We start from the raw sequence: 17,297 nt of genomic DNA, 5'->3' as shown, positions 1-17,297 counted from the left end.
TTAACCATCGAGAGGGGAAAAAAAGAGAACGCATTCTCGCATGTCATGAGGTGAGGGCAAAGGCGCTTGGTCTGCAAATTCCCCTAACCCCTTTAATTAAATGAATTTTTTTTAAAAAGGATTTGACGACCCCTAGGGGGGTCTATACTATTCGTCGCACTTGTCGGGCACAGCCTAGCACTGGTTAAGAAGGTCTAGCAGAGTTACGGTTCTGCAAGGCTGGAAAGCACTTAGTTTGTAGTCGTCCAAGAGTACAGATTAACAAGGCGCCCGTAGCTCAGCTGGATAGAGCATCCGCCTTCTAAGCGGATGGTCGCAGGTTCGAGTCCTGCCGGGTGCGCCATTTAGGCAGCTTTGGCACAAGTAGCGCGATATGGTGGGCGTAGCTCAGTTGGTAGAGCACGGGATTGTGACTCCCGTTGTCGAGGGTTCGATCCCCTTCGTCCACCCCATATTTCGAAAGGCGCCAGATTAACAGTCTGGCGCCTTTGCTTTAACAGCTTCAATCCGCGGATGTGGTGGAATTGGTAGACACACTGGATTTAGGTTCCAGCGCCGCGAGGCGTAAGAGTTCGAGTCTCTTCATCCGCACCAATTAAAACTTCTCTCATGCCGATTGGCCTGGTGGGAGTTCAACGAAGAAGTTGTTTGGCTTCTTTGTTATGCAAGATGGTGGGCGTAGCTCAGTTGGTAGAGCACGGGATTGTGACTCCCGTTGTCGAGGGTTCGATCCCCTTCGTCCACCCCATATTTCGAAAGGCGCCAGATTTAACAGTCTGGCGCCTTTTTTGTTTCTGAGTATTCACCGGCCGCAGGTTCTGGGTCGTATGAGCAGGGCGTTTCGTCGTATTTATGTTTCTCGATGATGCCGCACTGCCCGCCGACCATGCTCGCACGGTCGGCTGCCAGGGCAATGACTGGCAACTGCTTCTATATATAGAAGGGTTGGCGCAGAGCCTCGGCGTGATTGGCTTTATTTGCTACCAGGGCGAGATGCATTCGTGCATTCGCACCTATAAATTGCCTGCTGCGTTTTTACCCGTTTTCAGTAGGGTGACTTCTTGAGTTTGACCTACTAGAATGCATGCCCTTGATTCTGGGGTCGGAAACGGCCGGCCAACGTCTGTGCAACGAGGAATATCCATGCAAGTTTCTGTTGAAAATACTTCTGCTCTTGAGCGCCGCATGAGCATCACCGTGCCGGCTGAGCGCATCGAGACTCAGGTCAACAAGCGTCTGCAGCAGACTGCCCAAAAGGCCAAGATTGCTGGCTTCCGTCCAGGCAAAGTGCCGATGAGCGAAATCAAGCGCCGTTTTGGTGCTGATGCGCGTCAGGAAGCTGTTGGCGACGTTATCCAGTCCTCTTTCTACGAAGCTGTTGTTGAGCAGAAGCTGAACCCGGCTGGCGCGCCTTCGATCGAGCCGAAATCGCTTGAAGCGGGCAAAGATCTGGAATACGTAGCCATTTTCGAAGTGTTCCCTGAGTTCACCGTAGCTGGTTTCGACGGTATCGCTGTTGAGCGCCTGAGCGCTGAAGTGACCGACGCCGATCTGGACAAGATGCTGGACGTGCTGCGCAAGCAGAACACCCGTTTTGAAGTGGCCGATCGCGCTGCCCAGAACGAAGACCAGCTGAACATCGATTTCGTTGGCAAGGTTGACGGTGAAGTGTTCGCGGGTGGTTCCGCCAAAGGTACTCAGCTGGTTCTGGGTTCCGGCCGCATGATCCCTGGTTTCGAAGACGGTCTGGTTGGCGCTAAAGCCGGCGAAGAGCGCGTTCTGAACCTGACCTTCCCAGAGGACTATCAGAACCTCGACCTGGCTGGCAAAACCGCTGAGTTCACCGTTACCGTGAACACTGTTTCCGAGCCAAAACTGCCAGAGCTGAACGAAGAATTCTTCGCTCAATTCGGCATCAAGGAAACCGGTCTGGAAGGCTTCCGCACCGAAGTTCGCAAGAACATGGAGCGCGAGCTGCGTCAGGCGATCAAATCCAAGGTCAAGAATCAGGTAATGGACGGTCTGCTGGCCACCAACCCGATCGAAGTGCCTAAGGCTCTGCTGTCCAACGAAGTTGACCGTCTGCGCGTGCAGGCTGTTCAGCAATTCGGCGGCAACATCAAGCCTGACCAACTGCCGGCCGAGCTGTTCGAAGAACAAGCCAAGCGCCGCGTTGTACTGGGTCTGATCGTGGCTGAAGTGGTCAAGCAATTCGACCTCAAGCCTGACGAAACCCGCGTTCGCGAAATGATTCAGGAAATGGCTTCGGCCTACCAAGAGCCTGAGCAAGTTGTGTCTTGGTACTACAAGAACGACCAGCAGCTGAACGAAGTTCGTTCAGTTGTGCTTGAAGAACAAGTTGTGGATACTGTTCTGCAGAAGGCTAACGTGACCGACAAATCGGTCTCTTACGAAGAAGCAGTCAAGCCGGTAGAAGCTCCACAAGCCGACTGATCGTTTTTGCGCTAAGAAATACACACCATAAGCCAGCCTTCGTGCTGGCTTATGCGTATTCAAGACATAACTATTTGGGAGTGACTGCAGAGCATGTTCCGTAATTCGTATATTCAGCAGAACTCTGATATCCAGGCCGCTGGCGGCCTGGTCCCGATGGTTGTCGAGCAGTCCGCTCGTGGCGAGCGCGCCTACGACATTTACTCGCGTCTTCTCAAAGAGCGAGTGATCTTTCTGGTGGGTCCGGTAGAGGACTACATGGCCAACCTGATCTGTGCGCAACTGCTGTTCCTTGAAGCGGAAAACCCGGACAAGGACATCCATCTCTATATCAACTCCCCGGGCGGTTCGGTGACGGCGGGCATGTCGATCTACGACACCATGCAGTTCATCAAACCCAACGTATCGACCACCTGTATCGGTCAAGCATGCAGCATGGGTGCTTTCCTGCTGACGGCCGGTGCTCCTGGCAAGCGCTACTGCCTGCCGAACTCGCGTGTGATGATTCACCAGCCACTGGGCGGTTTCCAGGGCCAGGCATCGGATATCGAAATCCATGCCAAGGAAATCCTCTTCATTCGTGAGCGGCTCAACACGCTGATGGCCAAGCACAGCGGGCACACTCTTGAAGAAATCGAGCGTGATACCAACCGCGATAACTTCATGAGCGCAGAGGCCGCGCGTGACTACGGGTTGATCGACGAAGTGATCGCCCAGCGCCCAGCGTAAAAATAAGCAGCTCAATTTAGGGTTGGTCGGCTGGTCTGATCATCGGCGGGCTTGAAAAAGCCCGCAATAGCCTTCATCTTGTGTTGCAAGCCTATCGGATTTGGATCGAACGAATGACTGACACCCGCAACGGCGAGGACAACGGCAAGCTGCTCTATTGCTCCTTCTGTGGCAAAAGCCAGCATGAAGTACGCAAGTTGATTGCCGGCCCCTCGGTCTTTATCTGCGACGAGTGCGTCGACCTGTGCAATGACATCATCCGAGAGGAGGTGCAGGAAGCCCAGGCCGAAAGCAGCGCGCATAAATTGCCTTCGCCTAAAGAAATCAGCGGCATCCTTGATCAGTATGTGATTGGTCAGGAGCGTGCAAAAAAGGTTTTGGCCGTAGCGGTGTACAACCACTACAAACGTCTGAACCAGCGTGACAAAAAGAATGACGACGTCGAACTCGGCAAGAGCAACATATTGCTGATCGGCCCGACAGGCTCGGGCAAAACCCTGCTTGCCGAAACACTGGCTCGTTTGCTGAACGTTCCGTTCACCATCGCCGATGCGACCACCCTCACCGAGGCTGGCTACGTAGGTGAAGATGTCGAGAACATTATTCAGAAGCTGCTTCAGAAGTGCGATTACGACGTAGAAAAGGCCCAGATGGGCATCGTCTACATCGATGAAATCGACAAGATTTCGCGCAAGTCTGACAACCCGTCGATCACCCGGGACGTTTCCGGTGAAGGCGTGCAGCAGGCCTTGCTTAAATTGATCGAAGGCACGGTCGCTTCCGTTCCACCACAAGGTGGTCGCAAGCATCCGCAGCAGGAATTCCTTCAGGTCGATACCCGTAACATCCTGTTCATCTGCGGTGGTGCATTCTCCGGTCTGGAAAAAGTTATCCAGAACCGTTCCACCAAAGGCGGCATCGGTTTCAACGCCGAAGTGCGCAGCAAGGAAGAAGGCAAGAAAGTGGGCGAGTCCCTGCGTGAAGTCGAACCTGACGATCTGGTCAAGTTCGGTCTGATCCCGGAATTCGTCGGCCGTCTGCCAGTTCTTGCCACGCTGGACGAGCTTGATGAGGCTGCGTTGATGCAGATTCTCACCGAGCCGAAAAATGCTCTGACCAAGCAGTATGCCAAGCTGTTCGAGATGGAAGGTGTGGACCTGGAATTCCGGGCCGACGCGCTGAAATCCGTCGCCAAACGTGCACTGGAACGCAAGACCGGTGCCCGTGGCCTGCGATCGATTCTCGAAGGTGTATTGCTCGACACTATGTACGAAATCCCCTCGCAGTCCGAGGTGAGTAAAGTAGTGATCGATGAAAGCGTTATAGAAGGCAAGTCCAAGCCACTGTATATCTACGAAAACAGTGAGCCGGCTGCCAAGGCCGCGCCAGACGCCTAAGCGTCACGCAGCTGGAATAAAGAAGGGGCCTTCGGGCCCCTTTTCTTTTTGCGCGTTTTAACGCTGTCTTTGTGCTTGTTTTTTTCAAGGGCAGCCCCCATCTTGGTTTCAAGCTTACTTCCATCTGTTTACGGCCATATGGCCGCCGTAGAGGCGAAATCATGAAGACAACCATCGAATTGCCTCTCCTGCCATTGCGTGATGTTGTGGTTTATCCGCACATGGTTATCCCGCTGTTCGTGGGGCGCGAGAAATCCATCGAAGCCCTCGAGGCAGCGATGACGGGCGACAAGCAGATCCTTCTGCTGGCTCAGAGAAACCCTGCTGACGACGATCCCGGTGAAGAAGCACTTTATCGCGTAGGTACCATTGCGACCGTTCTGCAGCTGCTCAAGCTGCCTGATGGCACGGTCAAGGTTCTGGTCGAAGGTGAGCAGCGGGGCGCTGTGGAGCGCTTCAGCGAAGTGGACGGCCACTGCCGTGCCGAAGTCTCCCTGATCGACGAAGTCGACGCACCCGAGCGCGAGTCCGAAGTATTCGTTCGTAGCTTGCTGGCGCAGTTTGAGCAGTATGTTCAGCTGGGCAAGAAGGTCCCTGCGGAAGTCCTGTCGTCGCTGAACAGCATCGACGAGCCAGGGCGTCTGGTCGACACCATGGCCGCGCACATGGCCCTGAAAATCGAGCAGAAGCAGGAAATTCTCGAAATCATTGATTTGTCAGCCCGTGTTGAGCACGTGCTGGCGTTGCTGGACGCCGAGATCGACTTGCTGCAAGTCGAGAAGCGCATTCGCGGTCGCGTCAAAAAGCAAATGGAGCGCAGTCAGCGCGAGTACTACCTGAATGAGCAGATGAAGGCCATTCAGAAAGAACTCGGCGACAGCGACGAGGGCCACAACGAAATCGAAGAGCTGAAAAAGCGCATCGATGCCGCTGGCCTGCCAAAAGATGCCCTGGCCAAAGCCCAGGGTGAACTGAACAAGCTCAAGCAAATGTCGCCGATGTCCGCGGAAGCCACCGTGGTGCGGTCGTACATCGACTGGCTGGTCCAGGTGCCGTGGAAGGCTCAGAGCAAAGTCCGCCTGGATCTTGCTCGTGCCGAAGACATTCTCGACGCCGACCACTACGGTCTGGAAGAAGTCAAAGAACGCATCCTCGAATACCTCGCCGTGCAAAAACGCGTGAAGAAAATTCGCGGACCGGTGTTGTGCCTGGTCGGACCTCCGGGTGTGGGTAAAACTTCCCTGGCCGAGTCGATCGCTCACGCCACCAACCGTAAATTCGTGCGCATGGCACTCGGCGGCGTACGTGATGAAGCGGAAATTCGTGGTCATCGCCGTACTTACATCGGTTCGATGCCAGGAAGATTGATTCAAAAGATGACGAAGGTGGGTGTTCGCAACCCGCTGTTCCTGCTCGATGAAATCGACAAAATGGGCAGCGATATGCGTGGCGATCCGGCGTCGGCGTTGCTGGAAGTGCTCGATCCCGAGCAGAACCACAACTTCAACGATCATTACCTCGAAGTCGACTACGACCTGTCCGATGTGATGTTCCTTTGCACCTCCAACTCCATGAACATCCCGCCGGCGTTGCTGGACCGGATGGAAGTGATTCGTCTGCCGGGCTACACCGAAGACGAAAAGATCAACATTGCCGTCAAGTACCTCACGCCCAAGCAGATTACGGCTAACGGCTTGAAGAAAGGCGAGCTGGAATTCGAATCCGAAGCGATCCGCGACATCATTCGCTACTACACCCGCGAGGCCGGCGTACGCGGGCTTGAGCGTCAGATTGCCAAGGTTTGCCGCAAGACGGTCAAAGAGCATGCTCTGGAAAAACGCTTCTCGGTGACCGTCACGGCGGACATGCTGGAGCACTTCCTCGGCGTGCGTAAATTCCGCTACGGCCTGGCTGAATCGCAGGATCAGATTGGTCAGGTGACCGGGCTGGCCTGGACTCAAGTAGGCGGCGAACTGCTAACCATTGAAGCTGCTGTCGTGCCTGGCAAAGGCCAGTTGATCAAGACCGGTTCGTTGGGTGATGTGATGGTCGAATCGATCACTGCAGCCCTCACCGTCGTGCGCAGTCGTGCGAAGAGCCTGGGGATTCCCCTGGACTTCCACGAGAAGCGCGATACGCATATCCACATGCCGGAGGGGGCGACCCCGAAAGACGGTCCTAGCGCTGGTGTGGGCATGTGCACGGCCCTGGTGTCGGCATTGACCGGGATTCCGGTTCGCGCTGATGTCGCCATGACGGGTGAAATCACCCTGCGTGGGCAGGTGCTGGCGATTGGTGGCTTGAAAGAAAAACTGCTCGCGGCTCACCGCGGTGGGATCAAGACGGTGATCATTCCTGAAGAGAACGTACGCGATCTGAAGGAAATTCCTGACAATATCAAGCAAGATCTGCAGATTAAACCAGTTAAATGGATTGACGAGGTCCTGCAAATTGCGCTGCAATACGCGCCGGAGCCCTTGCCTGATGTGGCTCCCGAGATAGTTGCGAAGGATGAAAAACGCGAGTCTGACTCTAAGGAAAGAATTAGCACGCATTAGTACGCATTTGCCTGGGGGGCTTCCTTGACAGCTTTTTAGAGCCCTTGTTATAAAGCGGCTCTTATAGTGTCTGTAGGCCATTCAGCACTCGTTTTTGCTTTCACCAAAAAACTTAGAATCATACTCAAATAGATATAAGGGGACTTAGAGTGAACAAGTCGGAACTGATTGATGCTATCGCTGCATCCGCTGATATCCCGAAAGCCGCTGCTGGCCGTGCGCTGGACGCTGTAATCGAATCCGTCACTGGCGCTCTCAAGGCTGGCGACTCTGTTGTTCTGGTTGGTTTCGGTACTTTTTCCGTGACTGATCGTCCAGCTCGCATCGGTCGTAACCCACAGACCGGTAAGACGCTGGAAATCGCAGCCGCTAAAAAGCCAGGTTTCAAAGCCGGTAAAGCGCTGAAAGAAGCTGTCAACTAAGTACGATTCAGGTTTTTGCCTATCCGGGTCGGGGTCATACCTGACCTGGCAGCGGAGCGGTAGTCCAGTCGGCACATTGCCGGTCCGAGACACCGAGGGTCGCATGTTCGAACCCATCGGTCCGCTCCGCCAGTTACGAGAAGGCGCATCCTCGGATGCGCCTTTCTTCTATCCGGATTCTACCCACGCTCCACGGTTGCCTAAATTTGAAGTTCAACCGTTTCTGGGGGACGCATGCTGCAGAATATCAGGGACAATTCACAAGGCTGGATTGCCAAAACCATTATCGGGATCATCGTTGTACTGATGGCGTTCACCGGTGTCGAAGCCATATTCCAGGCTACGAGCAACAGCCAGGACGCGGCCAAGGTCAACGGTGAAGAAATCAGCCAGAACGAGCTGAGCCAGGCGGTTGATATGCAACGCCGTCAGCTCATGCAACAGCTGGGTAAAGATTTCGACGCTTCCTTGCTCGACGAAAAAATGCTGCGCGAATCGGCTCTCAAGGGCCTGATCGATCGCAAGCTGCTGCTGCAAGGCGCAGAAGACTCGAAATTCGCTTTTTCCGAAGCCGCTTTGGACCAGGTGATCCTGCAAACGCCTGAATTCCAGGTGGATGGCAAGTTCAGTGCCGAGCGTTTCGACCAGGTTATTCGTCAACTGGGCTACAGCCGGATGCAGTTCCGCCAGATGCTGGCTCAGGAAATGCTGATTGGTCAGTTGCGCGCCGGTTTGGCGGGCAGCGGCTTTGTCACCGATGCTCAGGTACTGGCATTCGCCCGTCTGGAAAAACAGACCCGCGATTTCGCCACCTTGAACGTCAAAGCCGACCCTGCTGCGGTGAAGCTGACCGACGATGAGGTCAAGGCTTACTACGACGAACACGCCAAGGAATTCATGACGCCGGATCAGGTGGTCATTGACTACCTCGAATTGAAGAAGTCCTCCTTCTTTGATCAGGTCAGCGTGAATGACGAAGACCTGCAAGCGGCGTATCAGAAAGAAATCGCGAACCTGGCCGAGCAACGCCGGGCTGCGCACATTCTGATCGAAGTGAACGATAAAATGACCGAGGCGCAAGCCAAGGCCAAGATCGAAGACATCCAGGCCCGTCTGGCCAAAGGCGAGAAATTCGAGGCGTTGGCCAAGGAATTCTCCCAGGATCCGGGTTCGGCCAACAACGGTGGTGACCTCGGCTACGCAGGTCCAGGTGTTTACGATCCGGCGTTCGAGACAGCGTTGTATGCGCTGAACAAGGACCAGGTTTCCGCACCGGTTCGTACGGACTTCGGTTTTCACCTGATCAAGCTGTTGGGTGTTGAAGCGCCTGAAGTGCCGACGTTTGCCAGCCTGAAAGACAAGCTGACCCGCGAGGCGAAAACCCAGCAGGTTGAACAGCGTTTCGTCGAGGCGACCAAGCAATTGGAAGATTCGTCGTTTGAAGCTTCCGATCTGGCTCAGCCGGCTCAAGACCTGAAGTTGACCGTTCACACCTCCAAGCCGTTTGGCCGTGAAGGTGGCGAGGGTGTTGCAGCCAACCGTGCCGTGATCGCTGCTGCGTTCAGCCCGGAAGTTCTGGATGAAGGTGCCAACAGCACTGCCATCGAACTGGATCCTGAAACTGTGATCGTGCTGCGTGCCAAGGAACACTTGAAGCCTGCACAATTGCCGCTGGAAAGCGTGAATGCCAGCATTCGCCAGCAATTGGCCATGGAACACGCCAGCGCTGCTGCGAAAACCAAGGCTGATGAGCTGATCGCCAGCCTGCGTGATGGCAAGACTCCGCTGGACAAGGCTGTTGACGGCCAAAACTGGAAAGTCATCGAGGCGGCGACTCGCGGTCAGGAAGGGATCGACCCTACCGTGCTGCAAGCGCTGTTCCGTATGCCGAAACCCGCTGCCAAGGACAAGCCAACTTTCAACAGCGTGACCCTGGCGGATGGTAGCCTGGTGATCGTGCGCTTGAACGGCGTCAATGAAGCCGCTGCACCGACCGAAGAAGAGAAGGCTCAATACCGTCGCTTCCTCGCCTCGCGCATCGGCCAGCAAGACTTTGCGGCCTATCGCAAGCAGCTGGAGAGCTCCGCAGACATCAAGCGTTTCTGATGCCTGACTGAGTTATCCGCGTAATAAAAAGACCCCAGCCGACCAGCTGGGGTTTTTTATGGGCACAAATAAAATAATCGATGGTCAGTACCTCTGTAACTGATTCAAGACACAATCGATGTCACGCTAATCATCGATCTGTTGCACAATACGCCCCGAATCGTTTTCCTCAGGATGTTCAATGTTTAAATCATTTCCCATGCGGGTTGTTGGACTGGCGTTGGTACTGGCCGCTGCTGCCGGCTGTTCGTCAAAAAAATCCGCGATCTATGAGCATGAGAATTTCGATGATTCCGGAACGTTTTCTCGCAATTACCCGGTGACAGATGCGCAAACGTGCGAAGCCGCTCGCAGGGCCTTGCTCAGTCAGGGCTACATCATCACCAGCAGCGATCCGAAACTGGTGAGCGGGCACAAGAGCTTCCAGCAAACCGGCGAGACCCACATGGAGATCAGCTTCAGCGTGGTCTGTGCCGATGACGGTAGCGAAGGGCATCACGCCACCATGTTCGCCAACGCCTTGCAGGACCGCTATGCACTGAAGAAGACCAATAACTCCGCCAGTCTCGGTGTGGGTGTGCTGGGTTCGGTGTCGATGCCGATTGGTTCGTCCGATGACTCGATGGTCAAGGTCGCGAGCGAGACCGTGTCGTCCGCCAAGTTCTACGAGCGATTCTTCGCCTTGGTCGAACTCTTCCTGCCGCCTGAAGCGAAAAAGGCTGCGCACATCGTCGAGAAGCCGAAAACCGATCTGGGTGTACCTGAAGTGAAAGCTGCACCGGCGCCGTTGGCACCCACGCCGGCCCCTGCCACTCCAGCTCCTGTCCCAGCGGCCCCCGCGCCGGCTCCGGCAGCCGAACCTGCGCCAGCACCCGTTGAAGCCGCACCCGCAGCCTCCGAGCCCGTAGCGCCACCGGCTGAATCGGCGCCGATCACTCCGGTCGATACCGTTGAGCCCGCACCATCAACGGAAACGGTAACCCCACCTCAGGAATCGAGCCTGCCGCCACCGAGCGAGCCCATTCCTTCAGGCCAGTAAACCCCGTTTAAATTGACCGTCGTCAACCCAGGCCGTAGTCCTACGGCCTGTTCGAAAAAATCCTGTGATAAATCCTTGGACGCCTGCTACGTTTTATTAGTAGCTGCTGAACGTCGTACGTAAGTGCGTCATTTTTCCTTCACGTGGGCACTTTATGCTCAAGGCGTGGGTCATTTATTCAGGCATTTTTTAAACGAGTGGTGGGGGAGTCAAAATGGACGATTATCAAGAAGAGCTGCTCGAGTATCAGGCATTCGAACTGGATCCGCTGGAACCAGCAGAGGACGCTACAGAACTGTAAACATCAGGCGGATTGGCGATGACTTCGGCGAAATTCGCCGGGCGTCTGACCGTTCCAGCGTTTGAAAGCCCGTTGAAACGCCTCGGCTGATGCAAAGCCCAGCAGGTAGGCGATTTCACCGAACGCCAGTTCGGTATCACGGATGTAGGTCATCGCCAGGTCGCGGCGAGTGTCGTTGAGGATCGCGCGAAATTGCGTACCTTCTTCGGCAAGTTTGCGGCGCAAGGTCCAGGTGGGCAGCTTCAAACGTGCCGCCACTTCTTCCAAGTCAGGTTCCTGGCCACCATTGAGCAACGGCCCAAGCAGCTGAGTGATGCGTTCACGCAAGCTGCGCGTGCGGGTCAATTGTTCCAATTCCCGTTCACATAACTGCAGCAGGTGTCGCCAGGTACTCGGGCAGTGTTCCGGGTTGCGCAGGGCGAGGCTGGCCAGGCTCAAACGCAGCTGGTTATGTTCGCAGCCAAACAGGATCGGGCACTCACCCAGCACTGCATACGCATTGATATAAGTGGGTGCCTCGAACTCGATTTCGATGCGTTCGGCACGCAGTGGGGCAGGGCTGATGCTGGACAATTGCTGCTGCCAGCCGGAGATGATCGAGTCCACCACAAAGCGGTTATAGGCGTTGTAAGGGCTGATGGAATAGAACCGCAGCCACGCGCCTTGGGCATCTTCATGGAAGCTCGATTGACCACGATAGTTGGAACCGTACAGTGCTTCGAAGCGAATCAGGCACCGCGCCGCCTCGCGCACCGTCGGTGCCTGGGCGGCGGTCACCCCGGCCAGGCCTGCCTGACTCAGGCGACTGAGTTGGCCCATGCGTAAACCCAGTGCCGGGTCGCCGGTCAGCTGAATGGCGCTGTGACCCAGGCGCATATAGCGCGGAATCGAGAGTCGGGCGCCTGCTTCGCTCAAGCGCGCAGCATCGAGGCCGTATTGCTCCAGCAACGGCTGCGGGTCCAGAGCGTAACTGCGCACGGCGTCCGCCAGGCTATGAACGAAGCCTACCGACAGATCCCCAAGGCGCATCGGCAGTGGTTTCATGACTTACAACCACAGGTTCAGCAAACGTGCACCATGGGCGTTGCCGTCGGCGAAATGCTGCCCGTTGCTGCTGAGAAAACTTTGACCGGCACTGCCTTTATCCCAGAACTGGCCACGCAGGAACACGCTCATGCCGGCGATGGCCTGGCTGCTGGGCGGCTGGGCCGTCAGTGTCAGGCGTTGCCAGGCCTGGCCTTCACTGAGCTCGCCGGCCTTGAGGCTGATTGAGCTCGGTGTCGTCAACCCTTTGTAACCGCGCCACGGCTTGTCCCAGGCTCCGCGACCGGCGACATACGCCGGCACGGCGATCAGTTGGGCGCCCTGACTGTCGAGCTTGCGGTAGTTGTCCGGATACCAACTGTCACTGCCGATCAACACACCCAGACGTCCGGCAGGGGTGTCGACGACATTCAGGTCATGCTCACCGTTCGCCGCGATGACATCACTTTGATCGAAGACCGGGTGCATTTGACGTTGCGGCTGACCAATGGGCAGTCCGTCGCGATCGAACACGACGGAGCTGTTGAACAGCGCGCCACGACCGATTTTCAGCGTACCGTCGATGACGCTCGGCTCGGGCAGCACGATGGAACCCGCGACCAGGGTCACGCGGAATTCTTTCGCCAGGCCACCAAACAACGCCTGGTAATCCTTTGCCATGCCTTTGGCTTTCATACGCAAGTGCGCATCATCCACGCGGTTCTCACCTTTGGCAGCGATCAGCGCGCGGGCGAACTTCAATGGATTGCTCACCGCCAGCCAGTTCATGGCGTCTTTCAAGGTGTTGGCCTGGTACAGCTCATCCTTCTCGCCACTGACCATCAGCCAGGTGCCGATGTGTTCAGGCAGTACGACGATGGTTTTTTCGTTGAGCAGGCCTTGCTCCTGAGCCTTCTGCAAATACGCGGCGAGCTTGCGGTGCAAGCGCTCGGAGCTTTGGTAGTCGGTGGGAAACAGCTCGGGCTGGATGCCCAGCAGGTTGCCGTGATCCGCGGGCGTCCCCTGGTCGACAGCGAGATCGATACGCAGGTCTGACAGGTAATGCCCCACCGGTCTGTCCGCGGCCCACATTGCGTAGGTCGTCAGGGCGGCAATCAATGCCATGGAAAAGGTCAGGTACAGAAGTTTGCGCATGGGAAAACAGTCAACGGCCGTGTGCAGGATTCGCGACTAGGGTAGGGCCCATGTCGCCGCTTGCCAAGGGGCGCTGCGCATTTGGATCAATAAGTTGTCAGTTACGGTCATTGAGCGACAGCGTCGCGGCTCTTAGTCTGTCGAACATGACTGATGGGGGCCGCAGAGCTCCCGCATTTTTTTCCGTGATCGCTCGTTGTGGAGTTACCGATGGCCGCCGCTCATTACCCGCACCTGTTGGCCCCGCTGGACTTGGGTTTTACCACGTTGCGTAACCGCACCCTGATGGGCTCGATGCACACGGGGCTCGAAGAGAAACCGGGTGGTTTCGAGCGCATGGCGGCGTACTTTGCCGAACGTGCCCTTGGCGGCGTTGGCTTGATGGTGACCGGCGGCATTGGCCCGAACGACGAGGGTGGCGTGTACTCCGGTGCGGCCAAGCTCACCACCGAGGAAGAAGCGCTCAAGCACCAGATCGTCACCCGTGCGGTGCACGAGGCGGGCGGCAAGATCTGCATGCAGATCCTCCACGCCGGGCGCTATGCCTACAGCCCGAAACAAGTTGCGCCGAGTGCGATTCAGGCGCCGATCAACCCGTTCAAGCCTAAAGAGCTGGACGAGGAAGGTATCGAGAAACAAATCAGCGATTTCGTGACCTGCTCGACCCTGGCGCAAAAAGCCGAGTACGACGGTGTCGAAATCATGGGCTCGGAAGGTTATTTCATTAACCAGTTCCTCGCCGCTCACACCAACCACCGCACCGACCGTTGGGGTGGCAGCTACGAAAACCGCATGCGCCTGCCAGTAGAGATCGTGCGCCGGGTGCGCGAAGCCGTTGGCCCGAATTTCATCATCATTTTCCGCCTGTCGATGCTCGACCTGGTGGAAGGCGGCAGCACCTGGGAAGAAATCGTGACCCTGGCAAAGGCCATCGAACAGGCCGGGGCAACGATCATCAACACCGGCATCGGCTGGCACGAAGCGCGGATTCCGACCATTGCCACCAAGGTTCCACGCGCGGCATTCAGCAAGGTCACGGCCAAGCTGCGGGGTTCGGTGAGCATTCCATTGATCACCACCAACCGTATCAACACGCCGGAAGTCGCCGAGCAGATTCTGGCCGAAGGTGACGCCGACATGGTGTCCATGGCACGGCCGTTCCTCGCCGACCCGGATTTCGTCAACAAGGCCGCCGCCGGCCGTGGCGATGAAATCAACACGTGCATCGGTTGCAACCAGGCCTGCCTGGACCACACGTTCGGTGGCAAGTTGACCAGTTGCCTGGTGAACCCTCGGGCCTGTCATGAAACCGAGCTCAACTACCTGCCAGTGAAGCAGATCAAGAAAATCGCGGTAGTCGGTGCCGGTCCTGCAGGTTTGTCGGCAGCGACCGTGGCGGCTGAGCGTGGCCATCAGGTGACGTTGTTCGATTCGGCCAGCGAAATCGGTGGTCAGTTCAACATCGCCAAGCGCGTACCGGGCAAGGAAGAGTTTTTCGAAACCTTGCGTTATTTCGGCCGCAAATTGCAGACCACCCACGTCGAGGTGTGCCTGAACACACGTGTCGATGTGGCCACACTGGTGGCAGGCAGTTACGACGAGATCATCCTCGCCACGGGTATCGCCCCAAGAACGCCGGCCATTCCCGGTGTCGAGAATGCCAAGGTGTTGAGCTACCTGGATGTGATCCTCGAGCGCAAACCGGTGGGCAAACGTGTCGCCGTCATCGGCGCGGGTGGTATTGGTTTTGACGTGTCGGAATTCCTCGTGCATCAGGGCGTGTCCACCAGCCTTGATCGTGAAGCATTCTGGAAAGAATGGGGCATCGACACCCATCTGGAAGCACGCGGCGGCGTCGCCGGCATCAAGGCCGAGCCACATGCTCCGGCCCGCGAAGTGTTCCTGCTGCAACGCAAGAAATCCAAGGTGGGCGACGGCCTGGGTAAAACCACTGGCTGGATTCACCGTACAGGTCTTAAAAACAAACAGGTGCAAATGCTCAACAGCGTCGAATACCTGAAGATCGACGATGAAGGCTTGCATATCCGCATTGGTGAAACCGGTGAGCCGCAGGTGCTGGCCGTGGACAATATCGTGATCTGTGCCGGTCAGGATCCATTGCGCGAGTTGCAGGACGGCTTGACTGCCGCGGGTCAGAATGTGCATTTGATCGGTGGTGCGGACGTGGCGGCAGAGCTCGATGCCAAGCGCGCGATCAATCAGGGTTCGCGGTTGGCTGCCGAGTTGTAACTTTCGAAAATCCTTGTAGCAGCTGGCGCAGCCTGCGCCAGCTGCTACAAGGCCTGCGGTGACTGATAGACTCGATTCTTTTCCAGATCGCGCACAGCCAATGCTTTTTCCCTCGTCCAGCTGGCTTCCCCCGATTCCCCTTGAACTCGTGAATCTCGACTGGCTTACCCACGCCGGTATCGAATTGGCGATTCTGCGTCTTGACCAGATAGATCCGCTGATCAGCGGCAACAAGTGGTTCAAGCTTATCGAGCATCTGAAGGCGGCCGACCAGTGCGCAGCCAAAGGCATCATCAGTCTCGGTGGTGCGCATTCCAACCACCTGCACGCGCTCGCCGCCGCTGGTAAGCGCTTTGGGTTTCCCACTGTCGGCCTGTTGCGCGGTCACCCTCAGGACACTCCTACGGTCGAAGACCTTCACGCGTTCGGCATGCAATTGCATTGGCTGGGTTATGGCGGTTATCGAGCGCGGAACACGCCGGGTTTCTGGTTGCCCTGGCAGGCGCAGTATGCGGATTTTCAAGCGGTGCCCGAAGGCGGCGGTGGGCTTCTGGGCGCGCGAGGTTGCATGCAGCTCAAGGCTGCCGTCCACGATCAATTGCGCAGTGTGGGATGGCGTGATTACGACGGTTGGTGGCTGGCCTGCGGTACAGGAACCACCCTGGCCGGATTGGTATTGGCGGAAGCGGGAGAGCATCCGGTGTATGGCGCACTGGCGGTGCCCGATGATCATGGCGTGGCGCAGCAGGTCCAATCCATTGTGCAAGAAGCGGGCTTGCGACAGCCCCTGTACGAACTGCTCGATGCGAGCCGTGGCGGCTTTGCCAAAGTCGATCCGCTGTTGCTCGAGTTCATTGAGCAGGCGGAACAGGCCAGCGGTGTTCCCCTCGAACCGCTGTACACCGGCAAGGCACTGCTGGCGCTCAAGCAGCAGGTGGCAGCCGGACGGTTCAAGAAAGGTACGCGCCTGATCTTCGTCCACACCGGCGGCTTGCAGGGGCGCCGAGGATTTATCTCGCAATTCTGATGGCGCTGCAAACCATTGCAGGAGTGAGCCTGCTCGCGATAGCGGAGTGTCAATCGGCATCAATGTTATCTGACACTCCGCCATCGCGAGCAGGCTCACTCCCACAGGGTGCCGGTTCTTGCTGGTGTCAGATATCGCGGCTCACCCGTTTGGGCATCATCCGCAGAAGGGTGTTATCGCGCACCACGTAATGGTGATAAATCCCCGCCAACGCATGCAGGCCGATCAGCCAGTAGCCGATCGTTCCGCCCAGCACGTGCCAGCCTTCGATCTGTTTCGCCAGCGCCTTGTCTTCCGACAACAGCATTGGCAGGTCGAAGCCGTAGAACATCACCTGATGGCCCTTGGCGCTGGTCACCAGCCATCCCAGAATCGGCATGGCAATCATGAAAATGTAGAGCGCCCAGTGCATCAGTCTGGCCAATACCGTCTGCCACTGAGGCGATGCCGGGAAGATTTTCGGCGCCGGGCCGAGGCTGCGCGCGAACAGGCGTAGCCAGACCAACACAAATACCGTCAGGCCAAGCAGGAAATGCGATTCAGTGATCAGCGTCCGGCCGCCACTGCCCTTGGGAAAGATCCCGCGAAATTCAATGCAGGCATACACCAGTGCCAACAGCACCAGCATCAACCAATGCAACGTGATCGATACGGTGCTGTAGCGTGATTCGGAGTTTGTCCAGGGCATACGGGTGTTCCTCACAGGTCGGTTCCAGCGTCACCGTTCTCATTCGACGGCGTGCTTTAACTGTAAGCCTGTTTCATCGGGTTTGCCTGAGGCTATCGACCTTTCAATGCTCTGGCTCAACAGATTGACCACAAAAAAGCGCCAGTTC

The 17,297-nt window shown here is 56.7% G+C and carries 13 protein-coding genes and 4 tRNA genes; 14 read left to right on the top strand and 3 right to left on the bottom strand.

What is annotated here, in order from left to right; genetic code table 11:
- The first annotated feature begins 266 nt into the window (after window positions 1-266).
- The 12 genes from AC3ZVB_RS18940 (at window position 267) to AC3ZVB_RS18885 (ending at window position 10,705) form a co-directional block, all read left to right on the top strand.
- Window positions 267-343: transfer RNA gene (locus AC3ZVB_RS18940), tRNA-Arg, on the top strand.
- A gap of 33 nt (window positions 344-376) precedes the next feature.
- Window positions 377-452: transfer RNA gene (locus AC3ZVB_RS18935), tRNA-His, on the top strand.
- Between the two features lie 57 nt (window positions 453-509).
- A tRNA-Leu gene (locus tag AC3ZVB_RS18930) sits at window positions 510-594 on the top strand.
- A 78-nt stretch (window positions 595-672) separates the two neighbouring features.
- Window positions 673-748, top strand: a tRNA-His gene (locus tag AC3ZVB_RS18925).
- 104 nt (window positions 749-852) lie between these two features.
- Window positions 853-1,065 carry a hypothetical protein gene (locus AC3ZVB_RS18920; protein ID WP_162440171.1) on the top strand — a complete coding sequence of 71 codons (213 nt, stop codon included), beginning with the start codon at window positions 853-855 and terminating at the stop codon, window positions 1,063-1,065.
- Between the two features lie 78 nt (window positions 1,066-1,143).
- Window positions 1,144-2,454, top strand: a complete 1,311-nt coding sequence (tig, locus tag AC3ZVB_RS18915) for a trigger factor (protein WP_162440172.1) — start codon at window positions 1,144-1,146, stop codon at window positions 2,452-2,454.
- A gap of 93 nt (window positions 2,455-2,547) precedes the next feature.
- Window positions 2,548-3,183 carry an ATP-dependent Clp endopeptidase proteolytic subunit ClpP gene (clpP, locus tag AC3ZVB_RS18910; RefSeq protein ID WP_162440173.1) on the top strand — a complete coding sequence of 212 codons (636 nt, stop codon included), beginning with the start codon at window positions 2,548-2,550 and terminating at the stop codon, window positions 3,181-3,183.
- 113 nt (window positions 3,184-3,296) lie between these two features.
- A complete protein-coding gene (gene clpX / locus AC3ZVB_RS18905) occupies window positions 3,297-4,580 on the top strand; it encodes an ATP-dependent Clp protease ATP-binding subunit ClpX (protein ID WP_007946893.1) in 1,284 nt (427 codons plus the stop codon).
- A 161-nt stretch (window positions 4,581-4,741) separates the two neighbouring features.
- Window positions 4,742-7,138, top strand: a complete 2,397-nt coding sequence (gene lon / locus AC3ZVB_RS18900; RefSeq protein WP_162440174.1) for an endopeptidase La — start codon at window positions 4,742-4,744, stop codon at window positions 7,136-7,138.
- Window positions 7,139-7,287: 149 nt separating this feature from the next.
- Window positions 7,288-7,560: an HU family DNA-binding protein gene (locus AC3ZVB_RS18895; protein WP_002552737.1), complete on the top strand. Its 273-nt coding sequence runs from the start codon at window positions 7,288-7,290 to the stop codon at window positions 7,558-7,560.
- Between the two features lie 234 nt (window positions 7,561-7,794).
- Window positions 7,795-9,666: a SurA N-terminal domain-containing protein gene (locus AC3ZVB_RS18890; RefSeq protein WP_490147401.1), complete on the top strand. Its 1,872-nt coding sequence runs from the start codon at window positions 7,795-7,797 to the stop codon at window positions 9,664-9,666.
- Between the two features lie 181 nt (window positions 9,667-9,847).
- Window positions 9,848-10,705, top strand: coding sequence for a DUF2242 domain-containing protein (locus tag AC3ZVB_RS18885; RefSeq protein WP_194692427.1), 858 nt, complete (start codon window positions 9,848-9,850; stop codon window positions 10,703-10,705).
- Between the two features lie 304 nt (window positions 10,706-11,009).
- Here AC3ZVB_RS18885 and AC3ZVB_RS18880 read toward each other — a convergent pair whose 3' ends face one another.
- On the bottom strand, window positions 11,010-12,050 hold the full coding sequence (locus tag AC3ZVB_RS18880; protein WP_490147400.1) for an AraC family transcriptional regulator: 1,041 nt from the start codon (window positions 12,048-12,050) through the stop codon (window positions 11,010-11,012).
- A 3-nt stretch (window positions 12,051-12,053) separates the two neighbouring features.
- The gene (locus AC3ZVB_RS18875) at window positions 12,054-13,184 is read right to left on the bottom strand and encodes a carbon-nitrogen hydrolase family protein (RefSeq protein WP_490147399.1); all 1,131 of its coding nucleotides are present in this window, start codon (window positions 13,182-13,184) and stop codon (window positions 12,054-12,056) included.
- 210 nt (window positions 13,185-13,394) lie between these two features.
- On the opposite strand from AC3ZVB_RS18875, the gene AC3ZVB_RS18870 reads away from it, so the two are divergent.
- Window positions 13,395-15,434: an oxidoreductase gene (locus AC3ZVB_RS18870; protein WP_490147398.1), complete on the top strand. Its 2,040-nt coding sequence runs from the start codon at window positions 13,395-13,397 to the stop codon at window positions 15,432-15,434.
- 100 nt (window positions 15,435-15,534) lie between these two features.
- Complete coding sequence (locus tag AC3ZVB_RS18865) at window positions 15,535-16,461, top strand: 1-aminocyclopropane-1-carboxylate deaminase/D-cysteine desulfhydrase (protein ID WP_490147397.1); 927 nt, start codon at window positions 15,535-15,537, stop codon at window positions 16,459-16,461.
- Between the two features lie 127 nt (window positions 16,462-16,588).
- Here AC3ZVB_RS18865 and AC3ZVB_RS18860 read toward each other — a convergent pair whose 3' ends face one another.
- Window positions 16,589-17,149: a cytochrome b gene (locus AC3ZVB_RS18860; protein ID WP_490147396.1), complete on the bottom strand. Its 561-nt coding sequence runs from the start codon at window positions 17,147-17,149 to the stop codon at window positions 16,589-16,591.
- Window positions 17,150-17,297 lie beyond the last annotated feature (148 nt).

This window comes from Pseudomonas sp. MDV22-iso1, assembly GCF_058145095.1.
This window is presented reverse-complemented; position numbering and strand designations above follow the sequence as displayed.